At 38.2% G+C, this 23,331-nt stretch carries 23 protein-coding genes and 1 riboswitch; of the genes, 15 read left to right on the top strand and 8 right to left on the bottom strand.

Going from position 1 to position 23,331, the window contains the following annotated elements:
• Window positions 1-356: 356 nt before the first annotated feature.
• On the top strand, window positions 357-542 hold the full coding sequence (locus MHI02_RS18055) for a type Z 30S ribosomal protein S14 (RefSeq protein ID WP_145523593.1): 186 nt from the start codon (window positions 357-359) through the stop codon (window positions 540-542).
• Between the two features lie 521 nt (window positions 543-1,063).
• Here the strand turns inward: MHI02_RS18055 and MHI02_RS18050 are convergent.
• Window positions 1,064-1,750, bottom strand: a complete 687-nt coding sequence (locus MHI02_RS18050; protein WP_204797715.1) for a hypothetical protein — start codon at window positions 1,748-1,750, stop codon at window positions 1,064-1,066.
• A gap of 121 nt (window positions 1,751-1,871) precedes the next feature.
• Here MHI02_RS18050 and MHI02_RS18045 point away from each other — a divergent pair, with 121 nt between their 5' ends.
• Both MHI02_RS18045 and MHI02_RS18040 read left to right on the top strand, forming a co-directional pair.
• Entirely contained in the window at window positions 1,872-2,621 is a 750-nt protein-coding gene (locus tag MHI02_RS18045; RefSeq protein ID WP_047185966.1) for a gluconate 2-dehydrogenase subunit 3 family protein, read from the top strand.
• 63 nt (window positions 2,622-2,684) lie between these two features.
• Window positions 2,685-4,400 (top strand): GMC family oxidoreductase, encoded by a 1,716-nt coding sequence (locus tag MHI02_RS18040; RefSeq protein WP_047185967.1) that lies wholly within the window; start codon window positions 2,685-2,687, stop codon window positions 4,398-4,400.
• A 226-nt stretch (window positions 4,401-4,626) separates the two neighbouring features.
• On the opposite strand, the gene MHI02_RS18035 is transcribed toward MHI02_RS18040, so the two are convergent.
• A complete protein-coding gene (locus tag MHI02_RS18035) occupies window positions 4,627-5,139 on the bottom strand; it encodes a DUF3231 family protein (protein ID WP_341166213.1) in 513 nt (170 codons plus the stop codon).
• A gap of 258 nt (window positions 5,140-5,397) precedes the next feature.
• On the opposite strand from MHI02_RS18035, the gene MHI02_RS18030 reads away from it, so the two are divergent.
• Genes MHI02_RS18030 through MHI02_RS18020 form a run of 4 tightly spaced genes read left to right on the top strand, consistent with a single transcriptional unit; the run spans window position 5,398 to window position 8,151 of the window.
• Window positions 5,398-6,729: a cytochrome ubiquinol oxidase subunit I gene (locus tag MHI02_RS18030; RefSeq protein WP_216883975.1), complete on the top strand. Its 1,332-nt coding sequence runs from the start codon at window positions 5,398-5,400 to the stop codon at window positions 6,727-6,729.
• Window positions 6,726-7,745: a cytochrome d ubiquinol oxidase subunit II gene (locus MHI02_RS18025; RefSeq protein ID WP_047185970.1), complete on the top strand. Its 1,020-nt coding sequence runs from the start codon at window positions 6,726-6,728 to the stop codon at window positions 7,743-7,745. The genes MHI02_RS18030 and MHI02_RS18025 overlap by 4 nt, the downstream gene beginning before the upstream one ends.
• 14 nt (window positions 7,746-7,759) lie before the next feature.
• Window positions 7,760-7,873 (top strand): cytochrome bd oxidase small subunit CydS, encoded by a 114-nt coding sequence (gene cydS, locus MHI02_RS18630; RefSeq protein ID WP_371690282.1) that lies wholly within the window; start codon window positions 7,760-7,762, stop codon window positions 7,871-7,873.
• A 59-nt stretch (window positions 7,874-7,932) separates the two neighbouring features.
• Complete coding sequence (locus MHI02_RS18020; RefSeq protein WP_047185971.1) at window positions 7,933-8,151, top strand: hypothetical protein; 219 nt, start codon at window positions 7,933-7,935, stop codon at window positions 8,149-8,151.
• Window positions 8,152-8,504: 353 nt separating this feature from the next.
• Here MHI02_RS18020 and MHI02_RS18015 read toward each other — a convergent pair whose 3' ends face one another.
• The 3 genes from MHI02_RS18015 to hpaB all read right to left on the bottom strand — a co-directional run bounded on the left by MHI02_RS18015 (window position 8,505) and on the right by hpaB (window position 11,961).
• The gene (locus MHI02_RS18015) at window positions 8,505-9,140 is read right to left on the bottom strand and encodes a pentapeptide repeat-containing protein (RefSeq protein WP_060667688.1); all 636 of its coding nucleotides are present in this window, start codon (window positions 9,138-9,140) and stop codon (window positions 8,505-8,507) included.
• Window positions 9,141-9,495: 355 nt separating this feature from the next.
• On the bottom strand, window positions 9,496-10,170 hold the full coding sequence (locus MHI02_RS18010; protein ID WP_204797712.1) for a phosphatase PAP2 family protein: 675 nt from the start codon (window positions 10,168-10,170) through the stop codon (window positions 9,496-9,498).
• Window positions 10,171-10,518: 348 nt separating this feature from the next.
• Window positions 10,519-11,961: a 4-hydroxyphenylacetate 3-monooxygenase, oxygenase component gene (hpaB, locus tag MHI02_RS18005; protein ID WP_204797711.1), complete on the bottom strand. Its 1,443-nt coding sequence runs from the start codon at window positions 11,959-11,961 to the stop codon at window positions 10,519-10,521.
• A gap of 218 nt (window positions 11,962-12,179) precedes the next feature.
• On the opposite strand from hpaB, the gene MHI02_RS18000 reads away from it, so the two are divergent.
• The 6 genes from MHI02_RS18000 to rbsB all read left to right on the top strand — a co-directional run bounded on the left by MHI02_RS18000 (window position 12,180) and on the right by rbsB (window position 17,949).
• Complete coding sequence (locus MHI02_RS18000; RefSeq protein ID WP_060667686.1) at window positions 12,180-13,163, top strand: LacI family DNA-binding transcriptional regulator; 984 nt, start codon at window positions 12,180-12,182, stop codon at window positions 13,161-13,163.
• 1 nt (window position 13,164) lies between these two features.
• On the top strand, window positions 13,165-14,043 hold the full coding sequence (rbsK, locus tag MHI02_RS17995) for a ribokinase (RefSeq protein WP_047185976.1): 879 nt from the start codon (window positions 13,165-13,167) through the stop codon (window positions 14,041-14,043).
• Between the two features lie 3 nt (window positions 14,044-14,046).
• Complete coding sequence (rbsD, locus tag MHI02_RS17990; protein ID WP_047185977.1) at window positions 14,047-14,457, top strand: D-ribose pyranase; 411 nt, start codon at window positions 14,047-14,049, stop codon at window positions 14,455-14,457.
• Between the two features lie 149 nt (window positions 14,458-14,606).
• Complete coding sequence (locus MHI02_RS17985) at window positions 14,607-16,088, top strand: sugar ABC transporter ATP-binding protein (RefSeq protein ID WP_047185978.1); 1,482 nt, start codon at window positions 14,607-14,609, stop codon at window positions 16,086-16,088.
• Between the two features lies 1 nt (window position 16,089).
• A complete protein-coding gene (locus MHI02_RS17980) occupies window positions 16,090-17,028 on the top strand; it encodes an ABC transporter permease subunit (RefSeq protein ID WP_370447411.1) in 939 nt (312 codons plus the stop codon).
• 12 nt (window positions 17,029-17,040) lie between these two features.
• Window positions 17,041-17,949, top strand: coding sequence for a ribose ABC transporter substrate-binding protein RbsB (gene rbsB / locus MHI02_RS17975; protein WP_060667684.1), 909 nt, complete (start codon window positions 17,041-17,043; stop codon window positions 17,947-17,949).
• Between the two features lie 60 nt (window positions 17,950-18,009).
• Here the strand turns inward: rbsB and MHI02_RS17970 are convergent, their stop codons facing one another.
• From MHI02_RS17970 to MHI02_RS17960, 3 genes are all read right to left on the bottom strand, one after another.
• Window positions 18,010-18,468, bottom strand: coding sequence for a DinB family protein (locus MHI02_RS17970; protein ID WP_060667683.1), 459 nt, complete (start codon window positions 18,466-18,468; stop codon window positions 18,010-18,012).
• A gap of 151 nt (window positions 18,469-18,619) precedes the next feature.
• Window positions 18,620-19,372: an oxygen-insensitive NADPH nitroreductase gene (gene nfsA / locus MHI02_RS17965; RefSeq protein WP_341166212.1), complete on the bottom strand. Its 753-nt coding sequence runs from the start codon at window positions 19,370-19,372 to the stop codon at window positions 18,620-18,622.
• Between the two features lie 252 nt (window positions 19,373-19,624).
• Entirely contained in the window at window positions 19,625-21,340 is a 1,716-nt protein-coding gene (locus MHI02_RS17960) for an IS1634 family transposase (protein WP_047184088.1), read from the bottom strand.
• A 232-nt stretch (window positions 21,341-21,572) separates the two neighbouring features.
• A riboswitch (cobalamin riboswitch) is annotated at window positions 21,573-21,783 on the top strand.
• Window positions 21,784-21,908: 125 nt separating this feature from the next.
• Between MHI02_RS17960 and MHI02_RS17955 the strand changes: the two genes are divergently transcribed.
• Together MHI02_RS17955 and mmgD are read left to right on the top strand one after the other, a co-directional pair.
• Window positions 21,909-22,190 (top strand): hypothetical protein, encoded by a 282-nt coding sequence (locus tag MHI02_RS17955; RefSeq protein WP_341166211.1) that lies wholly within the window; start codon window positions 21,909-21,911, stop codon window positions 22,188-22,190.
• Complete coding sequence (gene mmgD, locus MHI02_RS17950; RefSeq protein WP_341166210.1) at window positions 22,174-23,277, top strand: citrate synthase; 1,104 nt, start codon at window positions 22,174-22,176, stop codon at window positions 23,275-23,277. Before MHI02_RS17955 ends, mmgD begins: the two co-directional genes overlap by 17 nt.
• Window positions 23,278-23,331 lie beyond the last annotated feature (54 nt).

Here is a 23,331-nt window from a genome sequence, read left to right as displayed (position 1 = left end):
GGTCACTCATTCGCATGATGAGTGACCAAAGGGGTACCTTTTTCCTGGGTTCGGTCACTCATTTGCATGATGAGTGACCAAGAGGGTACTTTTTATCTGAGTTCGGTCACTCATTTGCATGATGAGTGACCAAGAGGGTACTTTTTATCTGAGTTCGGTCACTCATTCGCATGATGAGTGACCAAAAGTGAGATCTTTTTCCGGATTGGGTCACTCATTTCCCAAATAGATAGGTGACTAAATGCTAGATGCAGGACTTCTCCCATGAATACGTTGCTTCCATAATTTGGCCGCTAGATAAAATTGAAAAACATGGTATAATAACGTTTTATTCATAAAAAGAAGGAGGATGCCGCATGGCGAAAAAGTCTTTAGTTGTAAAACAGGAAAAGCCACAAAAATTTGCAGTTCGTGAATATAGTCGTTGTAAGCATTGCGGCAGACCACATAGTGTGTTGAAAAAATTCGAATTGTGTCGGATCTGCCTTCGTGAATATGCAAATAAGGGTCAAATTCCTGGCCTAAAAAAAGCAAGCTGGTAATTTAATGAATTAATTTTTCCCTATAAGGGATGTTTATATAAATCATTTCGTTAAGCCTTGATATGTCTTCAAGGCTTTTTTTAGATGCTTGACAGAACACCCCTTTTTAATTAGGTGATGAAGGCAAGCCTTGAGTATTTTTTAAGAGATAAGAATGTATAAAAATTTAGCTTATTAAATCTTATCATAAGGAAGGCCACGTCCAGCTCCAGCGCTAAAGCCGTAGCGAGACTTCCTTCACCTCCGTACGATAAGTCAACATCGACTCACTCCCGTTCGTCGTGTTTCCTTTATCTCCTACGGCTCAGTCCAGTCCGTACGTCGTTAAACGGGCGCTTGCGCTTTTGTTAAATGTATAAATGATTGTGTTCGAACTCCTTCAACATGGAGAAAAACTTCTTCCAAAAACGTCCCATTCAACTTGAAGTCTGGTATAAAAAACGAGGCTAGCCTGTAAAAGAAAAGGACATTACATGTTATTTTGATCAACTATGTAATGTCTTTTTGTATATGAAGTATTTCTATTTTGCCATGTTTAACAATTGTAATAAATTGTCAGAGGCAGATTTGTAATCTTCTCCTTGAATATCATCTTTTATGTTCTCGATGATCGTTGTTGCATCCGGGTTAGTGACTGTCAGAACTTTTACATTGCCGTTGAATAGCTCATTTACCATAGCTTTTGCCTGGGATAAATTATCATGATCATCATTTTTAGGATTGACTCCATCTGGTTCTCCTTTTCCAGACATACCTTCGTCTCCGCTAAGTAAATTTCGTTGCATATTATCGTATTGATGATTGGTAGTTTCGGCTTTATTTCTAGCTAAAACGATTGAATCGTCAATTACGAAAACTTTAATACCTGTAATGCCTTCTCCTTTTAAAATGGACTCAAAATAGGAAGAAACGCCACCCTCATGGATTCCAGAGCTACCAATGGAACTGTAAATGTTTTGTCCTATTCCATTGTATGTATTTCCGTGAAGGTTTGTTGTCCTGCTTTTAGCATCGGTTTCACTTGGAATGATATCAGGATTTGATATATCTCTGTTTCCATGATCAGGATTTGCTGTGTTACTAACATTTTCAGTATTGTTGTTACTGTTATCGTTATCACCATGTTCTTGGTTATCGTTGTTGCATGCGCTTAAAAGCATGCTAATAACGATTATCACCATTGCAATTGTTATTTTCATTTTCTTCATTGTTTGTTACCTCCAAATTGTAATGTAGTTAATCATTAGGTTACCCAAAAATTATTAATGTATGAATGGTTATTTTTGGTCCATACTACATTTAAAGTAAGTAGGTTAGGAGGAATATTCTGTGACAAAGGATAATGAAAATAAAACATCTGAGGAAGAAAGAATATCCAGACGAAGGTTTATCAAAAGTTCAGGTGTAGCAGTTGGTGGACTAGCAGTTGGTGGTGTAATTGGAGGCTTGATTCCTTGGCGTACTGAAGATAACAAGCAACAGCGCCAAGCTGCAAATGAAACCAAAAACTATAACCAAGCCTTAATGTTTTTTAGTCAGGCCGAATTTAAAACTGTGGAAGCAGCTACCGAACGTATCTTTCCAAAGGATCATAACGGTCCGGGGGCAAAGGACCTTGGTGTGCCGTTTTATATTGACCATCAATTAGCGGGATCTTATGGATTTAATTCAAGAGATTATATGGAACCTCCTTTTTTTCATGGCGAAAAAGAGCAAGGTTATCAAGGCCGGTTAAAACGTCGGGAAATTTTCCGCGTAGGATTGCGGGAACTGCAAAATTATTCCCACCAAAAATATAAGAAGGAATTTAGTGAACTGTCGACAGAGGAACAAGATGACATCTTAAAAGATTTTGAGTCCGATAAGGTAAAACTTTCAACTATTTCTGCTAGCGGATTTTTTAATATGCTTCGTGGTGTAACTTTGGAAGGGTTGTATAGTGATCCGCTTTACGGTGGAAATATTGATATGGACGGTTGGAGAATGCGTGACTATCCGGGGGATCAAATGAATTATCTCGATGTTATTGAAGAGGGCTTTAAAAAAATTGAGCCTCGAAGCTTACGTGATCATATGTAATGATCATTATTTGTTGTAAGAATATATGAAAAATAATTTTGTAAATAAGGTGGTTTAAAACGTATGGTTAAAAAAATGCCAAAAACGGATGTTGTAATTGTTGGTGTTGGGTGGGGAGGAGGTATTATTGCCTCCGAATTAACGAAGCAGGGACTTTCTGTAGTTGGTCTAGAGAAAGGATTAGAGCGAAGTACCGAGGATTATTATATGGTGCATGATGAATTAAGGTATGCACTGCGTTATGAATTGTTCCAGGATTTATCTAAGTCCACACTGACCTTTAGAAGTAATGAAAAAAAGCGCGCTTTGCCAATGAGACATTATGGTTCATTTTTAATGGGGGAAGGAGTCGGTGGAGCAGGGGTACACTGGAATGGACAGACATATCGCTTCCTTCCTTATGATTTCGAAATTCGTAGCCAAACGGTGGATCGTTATGGGGAAAAGAAAATTCCTAAAGGGATGACTATCCAAGATTGGGGCATAACGTATAATGAATTAGAGCCTTATTACGACAAGTTTGAAAAAATGGCAGGTATCTCAGGAGAAGAAAACCCACTAGGGGGAAAACGTTCCGATAAATATCCGACTGGGCCAATGAAGCATTCCCCACAAATGAAGATGTTTACAGAAGCAACAAAAAAGCTCGGCTATCACCCATATACCGTTCCATCAGCAAATTTATCTGAACCATATACAAACCCAGATGGGATATCTAGAGCAGCTTGTCAATATTGCTCCTTTTGCGAACGATTTGGCTGTGAGTATGGAGCAAAAGCAGATCCTGTTGTAACGGTTATCCCTGTTGCTAATAAAACAGGAAAATTTGACTTGCGTACACATTCATGGGTACGTCGAATCCTACATAAGGATGGAAAAGCAACAGGTGTACTGTATACCGACTTGACGACCGGAGAGGAAATTGAACAACCAGCGGATGTAGTTGTAATAACGAGCTATGTATTCAATAACACTAAGCTTTTATTAACATCCAAAATTGGACGCCCTTATGATCCAGCTACTGGTACTGGCGTAATCGGTAAAAATTATGCTTATCAAGTCGTTAAGGGTGCGGCAACTGGTTTTTACGATGACATGGAGTTTAATAATTTTGCTGGCGCGGGAGCGTTGGGAGTAGTAATTGACGATTTTAACGGTGATAATTTCGATCATTCCGACCTTAATTTTATTCATGGCGGCTATTTAGCATTAACTCAAACTGGTGCAAGGCCGATTCAAAACAATCCAGTTCCTAAAGGAACACCTTCTTGGGGAGCAGAGTTTAAGGATAAATCACTAAAGTATGCTAATCGCTCACTATCTGTCGGTGCAATGGGAGCAAGTATGCCATTTCGCCATCATTACTTGGATCTCGATCCAACATATAAGGATACGTTCGGAGACCCACTCCTTCGCATGACATTTGATTTTGAGGATCAAGATCGGGAACTGGCCAAGTTTACAGCTAAAAAGGCCAAAAGGATTCTTGAAGAGATGGGTGCTGATCATGTGGATGCTATGGAAGAACTTGGACCATATGATATTACTGTTTATCAATCAACTCATAATACAGGCGGAGTAATAATGGGAGACAATCCAGATACGTCGGCCGTCAATAACTATTCACAAATGTGGGATATGGATAATCTATTTGTTGTAGGTGCATCCTCTTTTCCACATAATAGTGGTTACAATCCAACGGGAACGGTTGGGGCATTAGCTTATCGAGCGGCGGAAGGAATTATGACGTATTCCAAAAAAGGCGGTCAACTAGTATAACAAACTATAATAAAATCATCCGCTGATGATAAGCAAGTCTGCCTGTTTCAAGCAAAAAGTCCACGGATATTTTTTCCCATTTTTAAAACATAATAGAACGGGTCCGAAAATTTCCACGGGTCCGTTCTTCATTTACTTTACTGGGGTTTGTTCGAGCCTCTACTTTACCGCGAATCTCACTAAAACAAACGAAGGAGTTACCGTTCATGGCAACTCCTTTCGACTTTTAACAATCATCAGCTTTATAATGATGTAATGGTGGAGGAATTAACCATCCTTTTTCTTTATTCAATCGAAGAGCCTTAACCCCGAGTGCTGCTTTTTGCATATGAAACTGTCCAAACATCGCGGCAATGTCTTCTCTAATGGATTGCCCTATAATCGTACTGCATGCGACCAATCCTGCTGCAATATTTTCTGATAACATCGCGGCAATTTCTGGGTCAGTAAAACGTGCGCCAGCTGGAATGTCTTCTAAGTGGGCTTTAGGTCGTTCGGGTGGACTTGGAGGTAATCCAACTCCATTTTCTTTTAATAACGTTTCAATTTGTTGGATTTCTTGCTGGCCATTGTTAATAGTTTCCTCAAGCAACTTTAACAAATCTTCATCACCAGCATGATTTAGGTGAGTTTGATAACCTGCAATTGCTCCTTTTGCCGTTAATAAAAAGGACCATGTACCAAATACTTCCCCATAGTGCATCGGTTCATCTTGGGGATTACCACTTAAAATTCCCATCTTCATCCTCCTAAATAAATTCATGATAGTGCCACCTTTCTCTTATGCACCAATTGTTATGTTTCTCAAAACGGCTTATTTCATTCACCAAAGGGGAAATTCCTCGTCCTAGTTTAACTTTTTTAAAATGACGTTCAAATGTCCACGGATAAGTGACCTAAGACCCCATGGATAATTAATGAATACTCGTGCAAACTACAAGTATGGAACAATTATACTTGAAAGTTATGCCTTTAGGTTAAAGGAGGATTCGTGAACATGCTATTTGAAGATCCAGTGTTGGCTAGTAGATTTTTAACATTAATGACTCTTACCTTCCATATTATTTACGCAACCATTGGGGTTGGCGTGCCATTGTTTATTATGATTGCACACTGGATTGGAATTCGAAAAAATGATGAACATTATATTATTATGGCGAGGCGCTGGTCGCGAGGATACATGGTGACTGTTGCAGTTGGGGTTGTGACAGGTACAATTATTGGACTTCAACTTTCTCTGCTTTGGCCGAATTTCATGGAAATTGCGGGGCAGATTATCGCTTTACCGCTATTTATGGAGACCTTTGCTTTTTTCTTTGAAGCCATTTTCTTAGGAATCTATGCCTATACGTGGGATCGTTTTGATAATCAGAGAAAACACTTTTTATTATTAATCCCAGTTGCCATCGGTGGGGGAATGTCTGCTTTTTTTATTACGATTGTCAATTCGTTTATGAATACACCGACAGGATTTGAGATGGTGGATGGTGCACTTGTTCATGCAAATCCGATTGCGGCCATGTTTAATCCAGCCATGCCGACGAAAGTATCTCATGTCGTGGCAACCGCGTATATGACTGCTGCATTTTTATTAGCATCGATTACCGCATTTAAGTTATTAAAAGGTTCTAGGCATGTCTATTATAAAAAAGCCCTATACTTAACGATGAAAATTGGACTGATTTTTTCTATTGCATCTGCTATTATTGGTGATTTTTCCGGAAAACTTCTTGCTGAATACCAACCAGAAAAATTAGCTGCGGCTGAATGGCATTTTGAAACTGAGGGAGAAGCACCTTTGGTCATGTATGGCTTTTTGGATAAAAACCAAGAGGTCCACTATGCTATAAAGGTTCCCTATATGCTAAGTATTCTTGCACATAGTAATCCTACAGCAGAAGTGATCGGATTGAATGAATTTAAGCCAGAAGAAACACCTCCCCTCATTGTCCATTATTTTTTTGATTCCATGGTAACAATTGGGATGTTCTTATTGGTTCTTTCCCTTATTTATTGGATGGGGATTAGACGTCACTGGGCCTTTGTAAGATCTACATTCTTTCGTTGGTTGATTGTATTAAGTGGGCCGTTAGCCTTTCTTGCAATGGAATTTGGTTGGTGGTTAGCTGAAGTAGGAAGGCAGCCATGGATACTCCGGGGAATCATGACGGTAGAAGAAGCGGCAACATCCAGTGATTATGTCAATGTCATGATTGTTTTATTTGCTCTATTGTATATCGTTTTAGGGGTCGGTACCGTTGTGGTGTTACGCCGAATCTTTAAAAATAATCCAATCGAAGTAGAACTAAAAGGGAATGATTCACCATGAGTTTAGAAATTTTAGGAATAACAGTGCTTTGGACATTTCTCTTCGGTTATGTCATTATCGGATCCATTGATTATGGTGCGGGATTTTTTAATGCGTATAGTATTATCACAGGGAAGCAACATATTTTATCAAGAATTATTCAACAGTATTTATCTCCAGTTTGGGAAATTACCAATGTGTTCTTTGTTTTCTTCTTCGTTGGAATCGTTGGCTTTTTTCCACAAACGGCTTATTACATTGGAACGATTTTTCTTGTTCCAGGGAGTATCGGATTAATCCTTTTGGCCATTAGGGGATCTTATTATGCGTTTGAGACATATAGCTCTAGGGGGCATAAAGGTTATGCATTTATGTATGGATTAACAGGGTTATTAATTCCGGCCTCCTTATCGACTGTTCTGGCGATATCAGAAGGAGGATTCGTTTATCTAACTAATGGGAGTCCAGTGTTAGATTACGCGGCGCTTTTTACTAGCCCGTTATCATGGTCCATTGTTGTGTTAAGTATTGTAGCAGTATTGTATATTTCGGCTGTTTTTCTTACGTGGTATGCCAATCAAACGGGGGATGTAGAAGCAACCAATCTAATGCGAAAGTATGCGTTAATTTGGGCATTGCCACTCATCATTACCGCTGGTGGAATTGTCTATGAGTTGAGTTTTCATAACCCAGAACATTATGAGCAAATCATCAACTTGTGGTGGATGTTTGCCGTATCCTTCATTTTATGGGTCTTAACGGTTTGGTTCATTTGGAATCGAAAAAACTATGGAACAGCAGTATGGCTTTTGATTGGACAATTTATGTTTGCCTTTTATGCATACGGTATATCCCATTATCCATATATACTCTATCCGATTTTGACCATCCATGAGGGATTTACCAACCGTGCCATGGCTATTTCTCTAGTTGTCGTTTTTATTCTGGGATTTGCATTGCTCCTCCCGTCGTTGTATCTCGTATTTAAATTGTTTTTATTTAATAAGGAATATGTACAGGGAAAGTATAAAAAATAGGAGTGACACCCCTTATGTTCGAGGATTTTTTAATTTTTATTGCACCATTTCTTGTGGTCATCGTTTCCATCATTCTATCCTTCTTGGTTGCTTCAGCTGATTCGCCTGAATTGGAGGAAAAAAATTAATCTATCATGATCAATAATTTTTACCCATTAGGATACATTACTGATAGGAGGTGCTCACAATGACAAATAACAACAAAGAGAAATTAAATGAAAAGATTAACGTAAAACTTGGCGGCATGGAGCTTTATGGAACAACATCCAATGCTGAAGTTGCTGGATACAAAACTTCTGGAGATATTGAAAACGCTGGACAATTAGATAAAGGATTCCAAAGAGTGGAAGAAGAAGATATTTCCGCGACAGCTTCTGTTAAAGAAGGGGAGCAGGAGGAATATTGACGTAGATCCACAGGAATGTCTAGACCCCGCCACTCGATTTGCGGTTTGCGCCGAATACTGATATCAAGCGTATGTCTGCTGATATCTCAGTGCCAATTACTGATATCAAGCGCATGACTACTGATATCCGAGAGCTGAATGCTGATAAAAAGCGTCCGACTGCTGATATCCGGGTGCCGATTACCGATATCAATCGTCCGACCTGCTGATAAACTAGTGCTGACTACTGATGTCAAGCACATGTCTGCTGATATCCAGCTCCTAAGCAAAAGGATTATTGATGATGAAAGGAGGAGCTGTTGATGCACAGCTCCTTTTACCATAATCCGCCGATTGACTTCATGTGCCCATCATCAATCTTTAATCTTCAATCCCAATAACGATGCAAACTGGATGGCTTGAAGGGAAGATACTTGGCACCCTCTCAAATTATCAATAGAAACAATTAAAGTCTCAAAATATGATGAGCTTATATCGATTCCTTTTAATGATGTATCCTCAAAACTTGCCCTATTCAAATTACAAGAAAGGAATTCAACTTTTTTTAGTTTACAATCATAAAAGTCGGCACTTTCTAATGATACATCTTCAAATATTAATTTCTCTAACTTTGAATTCCCAAACATCGCCATATTTAAAATGGAATCTTTAAACTTAACATTGCCAATGTACGACTCGGTTAGATTGCTCCCAAGAAGTTTGCAATTATGGAATTCGACTCTATTCATAGAAGCATTGCCTAGATTTGTATTGGAAAGATCGCAATTTTCAAAGCGCACATCGGTAATATCGATTCTGCTGAAGTCGGTATTCATGAATTTGCAGTTTTTAATTACACAATTGTATAATCGTACTCGTTCAAGGGTTTCATTGGAAAACTCAGAATCCGTGATAAGACTCATTTCAAATTCTGGATCTATCTCATTATAAATATCCGCAAAATTTCTAGGTATTAAATCATGAGCTATTTTAGGTGCATCTATTTTCATTTCGATACCTTCTTTCGGGGGAGATGTCTTTTGGAAGTATATCATACCCTAGTTAATAGAGGTGACTTTGTGGTTGCTTTTAGAGAAATGACAAAAACCCATTGTATTGCTAGTAAGATTTACTTTCGGTGCTTCCCTGATAGCACGGTTAATTTTTTTTGAAAAATTTTTTAACTTTAAAAGGTAACTCATTCTCCCGACAAGTACTCACCGGATCTACATTCCGTTTAAACGACAACTCATTCTCAACCTTTTTCAATAAAATAACTACCCAGACTCATACTGAAATCCGGATAGTTATATTTGAATTTACCATTTATTGAGATTGGGAAGGGTCCTGCCCCTCTGGTTCTATTTACCGCGAACGATAGTAAAAGGGACTTATTTTTTCCTGATGGTCGTATTTTTTCACGATTAGATATACTAAACAAAACCAAGCAACTGAAATACTAACGGCACCGATTGTATCAGATAAATAATGTGCTTCTAGGAACAAGCGGCTTAACGCTACGCCTATAATTAGAAATACACCGATTATGGATAAAACCGTTTTTAGTAAATTACCTTTTATTAAACGAAATACGAGATATAATAGAAACAAAAGTAAAATGGTGCTTCTCATCGTATGACCACTAGGGAAACTATAGGATGGGATTTCCAGTGAAAAGTTGAATACTTCGATGTTACTAACATCGTTACCCGGACGCTCCCTGTGAAATAATATTTTTAGAAGAAAGTTTAAAACCACTCCACCAACTGATAATGATAAAAAGAATATCGTGTGATACCAATCTTTTTTTAATACAAAGAGAGCGGCAATGACCAATGTAATGAATAAAATTACTTCACTAGCCCCTATTAGGGAAATAACATTCATTATTTTAACGATTGTCGTTGTCGAGATATCATAAACCCAATTTACAATATTCTGATCGTAGTTAGTTCCCTTTTCTCCTGTAAAAATAAATGTAATGGAAAAAAACACAATGATAGAAATGAACATGATGATAAGTATCGACTTGTTTTTCATGAAATACTCCTTACGCTTTATTAATTGAACGTACCCTATCATATATTTTAAGGATTTGTTAAGTCAATGGTTATGGCGTTAAGGGTTCTGTCTCTGTTATGGGGGGATGAAGGAAAACCCCTACTGATGGAAGTCTTCTTTACGAAATTAAACTAATTTGTGTAAAAACAGCATTTGGAAAATGTATCAGAGGACTTATCTTTCCCCGTCCCAATTAATGTAGCAGTGTTTTTCGCATTGTAAAACACTACTCTTTGTTTTTAAAAAGCTTTGATTGGAGGAATAGACCTATCCACATGGTTCCCCTAGCTAAAAATAAAGAATCTGGCACGATAGCCAGATTCAAAATTAATCCATTTCCAACAAATCCTTCACCCGCTTCACATAAGGTTCCTTATCATATGAAAAATACAACATACTGGTTAACCGAATTGGATCACCAAAGAAAAAGCGTTCATACTGGATCTCGCGTGTGCCGAAAGCGCTCATTGTCATATCCCAAGCTAGGCGGAAAATCTTAACACGTGATTCAGCATCATCGGCTTTCGATTGCAAATATTGATCCAAATCTCCCCTAAGTGATGATTGAAATGCTTGTTCTGTTGGGATGGACATTAATCCACTAGCCCCAAGTTGCTGGATAATTTCACTGAATCTTGCATAGACACGTGGGAATACAACACTAGCTACTTGTAACGTTTTTCGATCGGGTCTTATAAATCCCCATTCATCCAGTTCAGCTTCCACTTCCGATTTGATAACCAATGCCTTCATCGTTTCCAATGCAACAATGATTTCAGACGCCTTTTCCTGAACGTGCTGGTATTCACCAATATGGATTGTATCAATGATGGATTGAACCACACCTAGGACAAATTCGATTTTCACAATCTGTCTGGATACGGATTGGTGCAATGTAAGCGGAAGAAATGAACTAGCAGTAATGAAAGTATTGGAGACTTCTATATTGTTATAATAAAACACACGCTCCCACGGAACAAGCACGTTATCAAAGACTACAAGGGTATCCATTTCTTCATAACGGGAACTTAATGGATAGTTAAATGTAGAATCCCCACCAACAAATGACTCTCTACAGATAAATCTCAGTCCCTTTGTATTATTTGGGATAGCAAATGCAAAACCATTGGCCTTATCTTGTACTCCGCCATTTGATAACACCACGATTTCGTCTGTTATCCCACCCTGTGTTGCCAATAGCCGTGCTCCCTTGATGATAATGCCTTCATCGTTTTCATCCACGACTTTTGCGGCAATTGGCCCATCGTCTAAATCTTCAAAGTAAAACTGTCCACGATTGACTTGAGGATTTACAAATGTATGTGTCATGGATAAATCTTTTTCGCGGGCATATTCATAAAAAGATACTAGATGTTCGGGAAAACAGTTTTCTTTTCCTTTTAAAAAGTTTGCAGAAGATGCAAGTGCCGTCACCACGGTATTCATATAATCCGGACTTCTTCCCATCATGCCATTAGTGGATTGGGCCCATTGTTGAATCATGTTGCGTCTTTTCATTAGATCCTCTTTCGTTTTAGGTTGCAAATAAGACATTCCTACCCGATGTTCCGTTAACGGAGAAGGGTATGTCATCCTATCTTGTAATGCCTTTTCATGTTGCAGGTCATATAACTCTGCTTGACTTCTCATAACCCCTTTAAATGCTGGATGCTCAGAAATTTTTCCAGTGACAGAGTGATCATCTACCCATACTTCCGTTTGAAGGCGGTCGATTCGATTGATATATTCACTTCCAATAATGGCTGGCATAACACACACTCCTTAAAAATTCATAATCAGATGTCAACAAGATTAAAATATTTTATTAGAATTTATGGAGATGGTTACAATTTTGGAAGCAGCTACATGTGATTGATTTTAATTGCTTAAAGATCATAGAAACAGGTTCCCAAGGATCCATCTCGACATTTAAAAATAAACATGTTAAAATAAATATGTAACCGGTTCCGGATAGGAGAAGGATGGATATGGCGATAACGATTCGTGATGTGGCGAAAGAAGCTGGAGTTTCAGCTGCTACGGTATCACGGGTACTGAATAATAGTGGTTATGCGCATGAAGATACGAGAAAAGCGGTATTAGATGCGATTCATAAATTAAATTATAAACCGAATGAAGTGGCTAGGTCATTATTTAAGCAAAAGTCAAAATTGATAGGATTAATACTTCCAGATATAACGAATCCATTTTTTCCAGCGTTGGCTAGGGGAGTGGAAGATCAACTTCGGGAAGAAGGCTATCGATTGATTATTGGTAATAGCGATGAGCATTTAGAGCAGGAAATTGACTACCTTGATACGTTTATCCAACATAATGTTGTGGGTATTATTGCTTCTGTTAATGAGGCTCACAGTGATATGTTGAAAAACCTAAATATACCAGTAGTTTTGCTAGATCGAACGATAGAGAGTTTGCCTGCTGTGTATGCAGACCAGTTTGAAGGAGGCAAGTTAGCTGCTCGGAAGATAGTAGAGCTTGGCTGTAAGGAAATCACCATTATAAGAGGCCCGGTAGAAGTGAAGCCTGTTTATGAGCGGTTTGTTTCTTCGTTTCAAACGTTAAGGCAGGCTGGTGTGAAGATAAATGTATTCGATTCCAAGCTTTCGTTCCAAGGGGCAAGCAATTCAGTGAAAACATTGTTTGACAAATACCCGAACACAAATGGAATTCTTGCCTGTAATGATATCGTTGCAGTTGCCGTCATGAATGAAGCACAGCGTACTGGTCGAAGGATTCCAGAGGATGTACAAATCATTGGATTCGATGATATTTCTATATGTGAAATCGTTTATCCGGGATTATCAACGATTCGTCAGCCTGCGTATGAAATGGGCGCTAAAGCTGCGGAAATCATTATTAAAAAAGTAAAACAGGAAGTTTTACCGAATATACATTGTAAGTTACCCGTTCAATTTGTGGAAAGAGAGTCCACAAGAAAGGTAGGAGATTAAGATGGTAAATATTGTAGTTGTTGGAAGTTCCTCTATGGATTTAGTCGTTACAGCTGATAAAAGGCCAAAAGCTGGAGAAACACTAATTGGAGAATCGTTTCAGACTGTTCCTGGAGGGAAGGGAGCCAATCAAGCCGTAGCTGCAGCAAGACTGGGTGCTAATGTATCCATGATTGGCCGAGTTGGAAAGGATGCATTTGGTAAGGAAATACTTGATAATTTAAAGAAAAATGGTGTTTCTGTAAACCATGTGGAACCCGTTCCACATTTATCTTCTGGTACAGCACATATCACGCTTGCTGAAGGAGATAACAGCATTATCTTTGTAAAAGGTGCAAATGATGAGGTCACACCATCCTATTTGGAAAAAGCTGATTCTATTCTAAAGGAAGCAGATATGATCATGGTACAACAAGAAATTCCAGAGGAAACGGTTGAATACATTGCAGATTTTTGCAATCAATTTAATAAAAAATGGTTACTGAATCCCGCTCCCGCACGGAAGATAAGCGATAACGTTATTGAATCTGCAACATATCTTACACCGAATGAACATGAGTTTACTGTTATGTTTGGGGAGGAGAATCGTTCCGAGGTACTCGCTCGTTATCCAAATAAGCTATTAATTACAGAAGGAAAAAATGGAGTTCGTTATTTTAATGGAGAATGCGAGGAAGTTGTTCCGTCCTTTGTTGTAGAAGCAGTGGATACTACGGGAGCTGGGGATACATTTAATGCAGCTTTTGCAGTTGCTGTTGCGGAAGGGAAAACAATAAAGGAGGCACTGCGATTCGCGAATCGTGCAGCATCCATTTCGATTACGAAGTTTGGAGCACAAGGTGGTATGCCAACTAGAGAAGAAGTGGAAGGGAATTTTTAAACAATGAAAAAGAATGGCATTTTAAATAGCAATATAGCAAAAGTATTAGTCGATCTGGGTCATACCGATACCATCGTTATTGGCGATGCGGGTCTACCCGTTCCAGATGGAGTATTAAAAATAGATTTAGCACTTACACCTGGTACGCCTTCTTTTCAGGAGGTAGTAAAAGCAGTCGTGGATGACATGGTTATTGAAAAGGTGACAATCGCAGAAGAAATGAAAGATACTAATCCAAATCAACATGAATTTATGAAAATGTTTTTTGGTCACGATATGGAATATGTGAAACATGAGCAGTTTAAACAACTGACAGCAAATGCGAAGGCTATCATTCGAACAGGAGAAATCACTGCATATTCTAATTGTATATTACATGCTGGTGTCTTTTTCTCCCACCTAAACGGACAGTAAGACTTCTACCTCAGGCTTCTGGAGAAACAAAGGAGGTAGGCGGGAGTCTTAATGCCCGTAAAGTTCCGATAAGTGCGACTAACATCAGTGGGGGATGAAGGAAAACCCCCGCTGACGAAGTCTTTTTTATAAAAAGAGGGGTGATTGATATGCGAATTTTGATGGAAAATATTCACAAAGCTTTTGGAGCTAATAAGGTTCTCGAAGGAGTAGATTTTGAATTAGAGCCTGGGGAAATTCATGCGCTAATGGGTGAAAATGGAGCAGGAAAGTCAACGTTAATGAATATTTTAACGGGGCTTTTCCATCAGGATCAAGGAAAGATTACGATTGATGGAAAGGAAACCGTGTTTAGTGATTCAAAACAAGCAGAAGAAGCTGGACTTGCTTTTATTAGACAAGAATTAAATATTTGGCCACAAATGACTGTTTTGGAAAATTTATTTATTGGAAAAGAGAAACGAAATGCACTAGGTGTTTTAAAAGAGAAGGAAATGAAAACGTTAGCAGAAGGCGTTTTTAAACGGTTGAATATTTCTATTCCGTTAAATAAAGAAGCTGGAACATGTTCTGTCGGTGAGCAACAAATGATCGAAATAGCAAAAGCACTGATGCTTGATGCAGAAGTAATTATCATGGATGAACCAACTGCTGCTTTAACGGATAGAGAAATTAGATTGTTGTTCCAAATTATGAAGGAGCTTACTGCAACTGGTGTTTCCCTTGTCTATATTTCTCATCGAATGGAAGAAATCTTTGAAATATGTGATCGTATTACGGTCATGCGTGATGGTGTATCTGTGGCAACCTCGTTCATTAAAGATACTTCCTTTGATGAAATTGTGAAGCAAATGGTTGGGCGTGAGTTAGAAGATAGATATCCAGAACGAAACCCTAAATACGGGGAAACGGTTATGGAAGTAAACGGGTTAACAAGAGAAGGCGTTTTTGAAGATATTCATTTTTCCATAAAGGAAGGAGAAATACTCGGGATATCTGGTTTGATGGGTGCAGGACGAACCGAGATTATGCGTGCATTATTCGGGATTGACCCTTACGATCGTGGAGAAATAATCATGAATGGAAACCCCATTTCTATTAAAAATCCATCAAGTGCTGCAAAACAAGGCTTAGCTTTTATTACAGAGGATAGAAAAGATGAGGGGTTAGTTCTAGATTTCTCCATACGTGAAAATATAGCTTTAACGAATTTAGAAAGTTTTGCCCCAAATGGAGTTGTGAAAGCAAAGGATGAGAAACAGTTTGTAAAAATGATGGTGGAACGATTAAAAGTAAAAATGGAGTCCCAAGAAACGAAGGCTGGTAATCTATCAGGGGGAAATCAACAAAAGGTAGTAATAGCTAAGTGGGTTGGTACTTCTCCTAAAGTTTTAATTATGGACGAGCCTACCAGAGGAATCGATGTTGGTGCGAAACGTGAAATTTATAATTTAATGAATGAGTTAACCGAACGAGGACTCGCAATCATCATGGTTTCTTCAGATCTTCCTGAAGTGTTGGGGATGAGTGATAGAATTCTAGTTATTCATGAGGGGAAGATCTCTGGTGAATTAGCTAGAGAAGAAGCAACACAAGAAAAAATTATGACGTTTGCTACAGGGGGTAATTAAAGTGAAAACAGCAAAGCTATCAACGATTTGGAATAAATTTCTTCCTCTATTGGCGTTAGTCGGTCTGATCGTCGTTGTTACGATATTAAATCCATCATTTATGGATCCGGCCAACATTATGAATCTATTACGACAAATATCTATCAATGGTTTGATTGCGTTCGGTATGACTTTTGTTATTTTGACTGGTGGAATTGATTTATCCGTAGGGTCAATCCTCGCTTTAACGAGTGCTCTTTCAGCTGGAATGATGGTAGCTGGAATAGATCCGATTCTTGCCATTATTATTGGTACAATACTTGGGGCGGTGTTTGGAGCGCTTAATGGTGTGTTAATTGCAAAAGGAAAATTGGCTCCATTTATTGTAACCCTTGCAACGATGACTATTTTCCGGGGATTAACTCTTGTCTACACAGGAGGTAAACCAATTACTGGACTTGGAGATTCCTATGCATTTCAATTGTTCGGTAAAGGATATTTTCTAGGTATTCCTGTTCCAGCGGTAACGATGATTCTTGCGTTTATTGTATTATGGTTCATGCTTCATAAAATGGCATTTGGACGTAAAACGTATGCTCTTGGTGGAAATGAAAAAGCTGCACTTATTTCCGGTATTAAAGTAGATCGAGTGAAAGTTCTGATTTATTCCATTAGTGGAATGATGGCAGGATTAGCTGGTATGATTCTAACTTCACGTTTGAACTCAGCACAGCCAACAGCAGGCCAAGCGTATGAAATGGATGCTATTGCCGCAGTTGTTATTGGTGGTACAAGTCTTGCAGGTGGTAAAGGACGTATTGCAGGTACGTTTATCGGGGTTTTAATTATCGGTATTTTGAATAATGCGATGAACTTACTCGGTATTTCATCTTTCTATCAACAAGTTGTAAAAGGTGTCGTTATCTTAATTGCAGTATTAATAGACAGAAAGAGATCATAAGAGGTGAAAAGAATGAAAAAGCTAGTCACAATTGCGATGGTTTTGATGATGGTCTTTTTAACAGCATGTTCCATGGAAAGTCCGTTTGTCAAGGATGGTTTAGGTGAAGATGAAAATGTAAAAATCGGATTAAGTATTTCAACATTGAATAACCCGTTCTTTGTTTCGCTTCGTGACGCCATTGTTGCGGATGCGGAGGAAAAAGGATATGAGATTATCGTTGTTAATGCTCAAGATGACGCTGCAACAGAGATTAGTGGGATTGAAGATTTAATTCAACAAAACGTGGATGTTCTTTTAATTAACCCGACCGATTCTGCAGCAGTTTCTTCTGCCGTACAATCAGCAAATAATGCGGGTATTCCTGTTATCACGATTGATCGCTCCGCAGATAACGGGGAAGTAGAAACACTCATTACTTCAGATAACGTAGCTGGTGGAGAAATGGCAGCTGACTTTATTTTGGAACAACTTGGTGAAGGTGCAAAAGTAGCAGAAATTCAAGGTATTGCAGGTGCATCTGCAACAAGAGAACGTGGAGAAGGATTCCATCATATTGCGGATAAACAGCTTGATATTGTGGCAAGTCAACCAGCAGACTTTGATCGGACGAAAGGATTAACCGTCATGGAAAACACGTTACAAGGAAAAGGCGATATTCAAGCGGTGTTTGCACATAATGATGAGATGGCCCTCGGAGCTTTAGAAGCAATTAAAGCGGCAGGTAAAGATATCGTTGTCATTGGTTTTGATGGAGTAGAAGATGCATTAGCTTCTGTTCAAGCCGGTGAACTTACCGCGACGATTGCACAACAACCTGACCTTATGGGACAAGAAGCAGTTTCTACAGTGGAAAAAGTGCTTAACGGAGAAGAATTAGAAGAAGTGATAAAAGTACCTTTGGAATTGAAAACGAAATAGGGGAGACGTGGGGATAGGACGAATAACCGCCAAGGCATTGGCGGTTATTTTCATACATCCTTACTTTACTTTAGTAGCTTCAATAATTCGTTTCAATGATTGAATTTGACCTAAATGCATTGCCTCATGGAAAGCCCCCGTTGCAGCCAATTCTCCATAAGTCTCATTACCTAGGAATCTCTTAGGTAGTTTTTGATCAAATGCTTCGCTAGGAATTTCTTTAATACGTACCAGTTGCTCGTTTAATTGTTCGATTAAGGTTTCTACTTTAGGAATATCCCCTGTCCAGTCATCTGGTTTTGTACTAGGTCCAAAAATTTCGTTATAATTTGCTGGGATCTTTTCCATACCTTTGAAGAAAAAGTGCTCGGTTACGACCAGGATATGACCGACTTGCCAATGAATATTGTTGTTGAATCCTTCTGGAACAATTTCTAAAACTTCGGACGAAACACCTTCTAACGCTTGAGATAAAGCTTTTCTTGTTCTAGCAAATTGACCTTTAACTAGTTCGCTCATATATTAACCTCCAAATAATTAAGTGGCTTATATATAATGTATCGAATTTTCAGATATAAGTCTAATCATATGGAGTCGGGGGACAGGTTGCAAGTGCCGAAAGTTATGATAGTCAAAGTAGTGGTGATTGGGACGAGAGATTTACCCCTAATTATGGCAAATTAAAGCCTTTGCTTTTCATATATTCTCGCATATGGGTTCTTCTTTTATTTCTCATGAAATCGGCCATCGTTTCAGTCCAGCCTATATTTTTATTATTACTAGCTCTAGACTGATAATAATCGCTCATTGTTTGATCGTATTCCTCCAGCATATCTTCATATTTTTCCTCAAGGTATGTATTCTCATGAAGAATAGCATTTACAGGGAGTCGAGGTTTTACGTCGTTGATGACGGAGGGTGTGCCTAAACATAATCCAAATAAAGGGAATACTTTATCTGGTAATCCGACAATTTCCCCGATTTGCTTCGGATTATTTCGCACGCCGCCAATATAACAACCACCATAACCAAGTGATTCTGCAGCAACGATAATATTTTGTGCCATTAAAGCTGTGTCAATGGTAGTGACAAGAAAGTTTTCAAGATTATCATGCTCCATTGCTACTCCATGTTTCAAACAAGCATGTTCCAATCGTTTTAAATCACCACAAAATAAAAGAAATTCCGAAGCTTCTTTCACATGCTGATTCCTTGAGTATTTGGCAATTTTCTCCCTTTTTTCTAAGTCTGTAATACGAATGATGGAATATGCTTGAACAAAGTTAGAGGAAGAAGCGCTTTGTCCCGCACGAATCATTTCTAACAAATGTTGTTTTGGTATAGGTGCTGAAGTATATTGGCGAACAGAGACGTGACTATTCATGATGTTCATCGTTTCCGTTAATGCATCTTTTGGGTTCATTCATACATCGCTCCTTATCTATTCATTAATTTAAGTCAATTATAGTATTAGAGGTGCTAGTATTACAAAATCCCCGAAACAGATAATAACAAGAGGAGTCCGTTATTCTGGGCTCTTGGAATATACAAAATTTATGTAATTATTGAAATATTAAAGCGACGATGTTATACTCTCATGTTTGACACTAAAAATCGCCAAAAACACTGCTAAATCAATGTTTATGGCGATTTTTTTAAGGCATAAAACTGCGTACTATTTTTCCCTTTTGGTTTGTTTAAAAATTTTTTTCATATTTTTTTGAGTAACTATTTCGTAGTCAGTTCTAAAGCCAAATGCATCATGTAATGCATCCGTAATTTCTGTTCGAGTATATACAGGTATGTATCCTTCTCCATCCAATTCTAGCATGTTCATATTTCTTAACGTACTAATTAATTCAGGACATGTAAATCTTTCATCCAACTTTTTTTCTAGAATGCGATAGATCAATAAGGACAAAAAGCATGTTAGAAAATGTGCCTTTATTCGGGTTTCTCTTTGCAAGTAAACTGGTCGAGCCTGGAATTCACTTTTTAGTATTCGGAATGTCTCCTCAATCTCCCATCGCCCATGATTTATCTTAATTATTTCCTCAATAGTTGATTCTAGATTGGTACATACGGCATAAAATCCATCATACATGGATTCGTTATCAATCTGTTTCTGATTCAGAGTTGCTTGCGTCTTATCCGCAATTTCACCATTGTCTGTTACATGTGTCGCTTTAATGAATCTCTTTGGGTCATTCTGATTATGTTTATTCAACGAGCTTGGATTTTCCATCTTTTTCTTCGCTCGTTCAACTTGTTTAGCTCGAATGGATGATTGATAACGCTGATAAACAGGGGAGTAGGTGACAATTAACTTTTGTTCTAGATCATTTTCCTTGATCCAACGCTCTTTGTAGTACGTTCTCTGGTCATTTTCGAGATTGCGAATGTCATTCAAATTTATCTTTTTATTACTTCCTGGTATTCGCCACCCTTCAGGATCCAGAGACCATTCCTTCAAAAATTTCTTCAGTTTTTTGATAGACTGCGTAGTTACAAAGGCGCGTTTTCCTCGAGTATTATATATCCGATTCTTATTTGAAGATAGACCGGCATCTGTACATACAACAAATTTTGAAAGGTTAAAGTCCTTTAAAATACGACGTTCCAACGGTTTCAAGGTTGTTTGTTCATTTCTATTTCCAGGTGTCATACTAAAAGCAAGTGGAAGGCCTGACCCATCCATGAACAGTCCCATTTGAACAATTGGGTTGGGGCGATTTTCTTTAGAAACTCCATATTGTTTTAAACCGTCTTCTTCTTCGATTTCAAAGAAAAAGTTTGTGCAGTCATAATATAGAATCTGTGTGTTTCTATCCACTACATTTAGACTGTTTTTATACACCATTTCCTCTATGTAATCTGATTGCTCGGCGAGGACACCAAGTGCCCGATAAATTTGATGTGACTGAAAATGTGCAGGTTCAAGTAAGTCTTTCGAATGTTCAAACGTTCCTTTTTTAGAGGTCGGATGTAGAATCCGTAAATAAAGAAGGCGCGAAAGTATTTCATTCAGATCATATTTGAATTCATACTCCTGAGATATCTTCTGGCAAATTTTATCCAGTTTTAACCCATGGTAAATAGATTGTAAAAAGAGGTAACCAGCATTAAATAGCGTCTGTTTATTCAATGGTATTTGCTTGGCAGGACTGTATTTGGTGACGATTTTATAGTTTCGTTCCTTTTCTTCCAGTGTTAACTTTTTAGCGTATTCTTTTGCCCAGGTATAGGGATCCACACCAGGATGCTTTTCTAAAATTTCTTTGTCATTTCCCAAGGCTTCAACAACTTTGGTTGTCCTTTTATTGCCCCGATAAATATCTTTAATTACAAAATAAGACTTGGAATTTTTAGAACGACTCACTTTAATACGCATAAAATTACCCCCAAAGCAGCTAATGTTACCTTAATTATAGTATATTACGAAATGTTACGCAATAAAATTATGAAAAATTTGACAAAAAAATAAAGCCGTACCAAGGCTTTTGCGCGTTTTTTTTATTTAAGGGTGTCAAACTCCCGGAGTCCGTTATTCTGGGCTCTTGGAATATACAAAATTTATGTAATTATTGAAATATTAAAGCGACGATGTTATACTTGGACTAATTCAATAGGTTTAAGGAATAGGTGCAATAAAATACTTTTTTAATGCAATCTTTTTATTGCTTAAAAGGGAAATCGGTTAAAATCCGATGCTGTCCCGCAACTGTGTATGGGAGCGATTCGATTATATACCACTGTTTTCATTCATATGAAAATGGGAAGGTTCGAAAAGTGATGACCATGAGCCAGGAGACCTGCCTATTCTAGCAACATCCAAACCTACGAGGATAGGAGGTGTTAGATGCGACTGGGTTGACATGATAGCCATTGTTATCATGCTTCATCTTAATCCGCTTTTTATGTGTTTATGCATGCTAACAACTTCTATAGGGAGTTGTTTTTTGTTTTCTGAAATAAAATCGGAACACTTGGAGGAAAACCCAATGTATGGGACCGTTAGTTATTTTATTAAAAGGTTAAAGGAAATCATGATGAATAATTTAGTTGTTGATCAAGCATCTACATTGCAAGTGTGTTATTCACAAATAAAACAAGAGATTCGTGCTTACGCAGAAAATAAAGAGAAAGAGGAGGCTTATTTACTTAATTTTGAAAGGGCTTTCGACAATGTACGAAAAGATTTACTAGGACAAGAGGGGGAGTTTGATGAAAACGAATATTGACTTTGTTCCAGGCCTTGAAGGGGTTATTGCAGCAGAAACAGCGATTTCTTTGCTTGATACAGAACAAGAAAAAATCATCTTAAGAGGCTATGATCTTATTGAATTGTCGCAGCGATATGATTATTTGGATGTTGCGCATCTGCTTTTAGAAGGTAAATTACCTAATTTAGAAGAAAAAAGTGAAATGGAAGAAAAGCTGAAGGCTGAATACCATGTTCCTACTTTTGTAAACGATGTTTTTTCTTTATTGCCTAAGCGGTTACACCCGATGGATGGATTGAGGACTGGTTTATCTATTTTAGCCGGCATTGATAAGAACATGGATGATCGTTCTATAGAAGTGAATAAAAACCGGGCCTATGAACTATTAGCAAAGCTTCCGACCATTACCGTAAATAGCTATAGAATTCTAACTAACGATGAGCCCATTTCCCCACGTAAAGATCTACCGTATAGTGCGAATTTTTTATATATGATAACCGGAAAAGTGCCATCAGAACAAGAAATGGAAATTTTTGATCGATCCCTACTTTTATATAGTGAGCACGAAATGCCAAATTCAACATTTACAGCGAGAGTCATAGCTTCCACACAATCCGACTTATACGGATCCTTAACTGGTGCAGTTGCATCACTAAAAGGGAATTTGCACGGGGGAGCGAATGAGGCTGTGATGCATATGTTGCTAGAAGCTAAAACAGTCGCTGGATTTGAAAAAATGCTAATGGGTAAGTTGGAACGGAAGGAAAAGATTATGGGGTTTGGACATCGTGTATATATGAAGAAAATGGATCCACGGGCATCTATTATGAAGGAATCTTTAAAGCAACTCTGTGAGAAAAAAGGTGATTTTTTATTGTTAGAAATGTGTGAAGCTGGAGAAAAGATAATGGAGGAAGAAAAAGGCCTATACCCTAATCTTGATTATTATGCTGCTCCAGTATATTGGATGCTTGGAATTCCAATTGCATTGTATACCCCAATCTTCTTTAGCGCACGGACAGTTGGATTATGTGCTCATGTAATCGAACAACATCAAAACAATCGACTTTTCAGGCCACGTGTACATTATATTGGCGAGCGGTAATTCGATCAACTGGGGAGTTGTGTACCGCCCGCCGATAAGTGACAGGCACTCATA

Source organism: Oceanobacillus sp. FSL K6-0118 (genome assembly GCF_038006665.1).
Classification (GTDB): Bacteria; Bacillota; Bacilli; order Bacillales; family Amphibacillaceae; genus Oceanobacillus; species Oceanobacillus caeni.
Note: the sequence above shows the minus strand (reverse complement) of the source record. Positions and strands in the feature narration are given on the sequence as shown.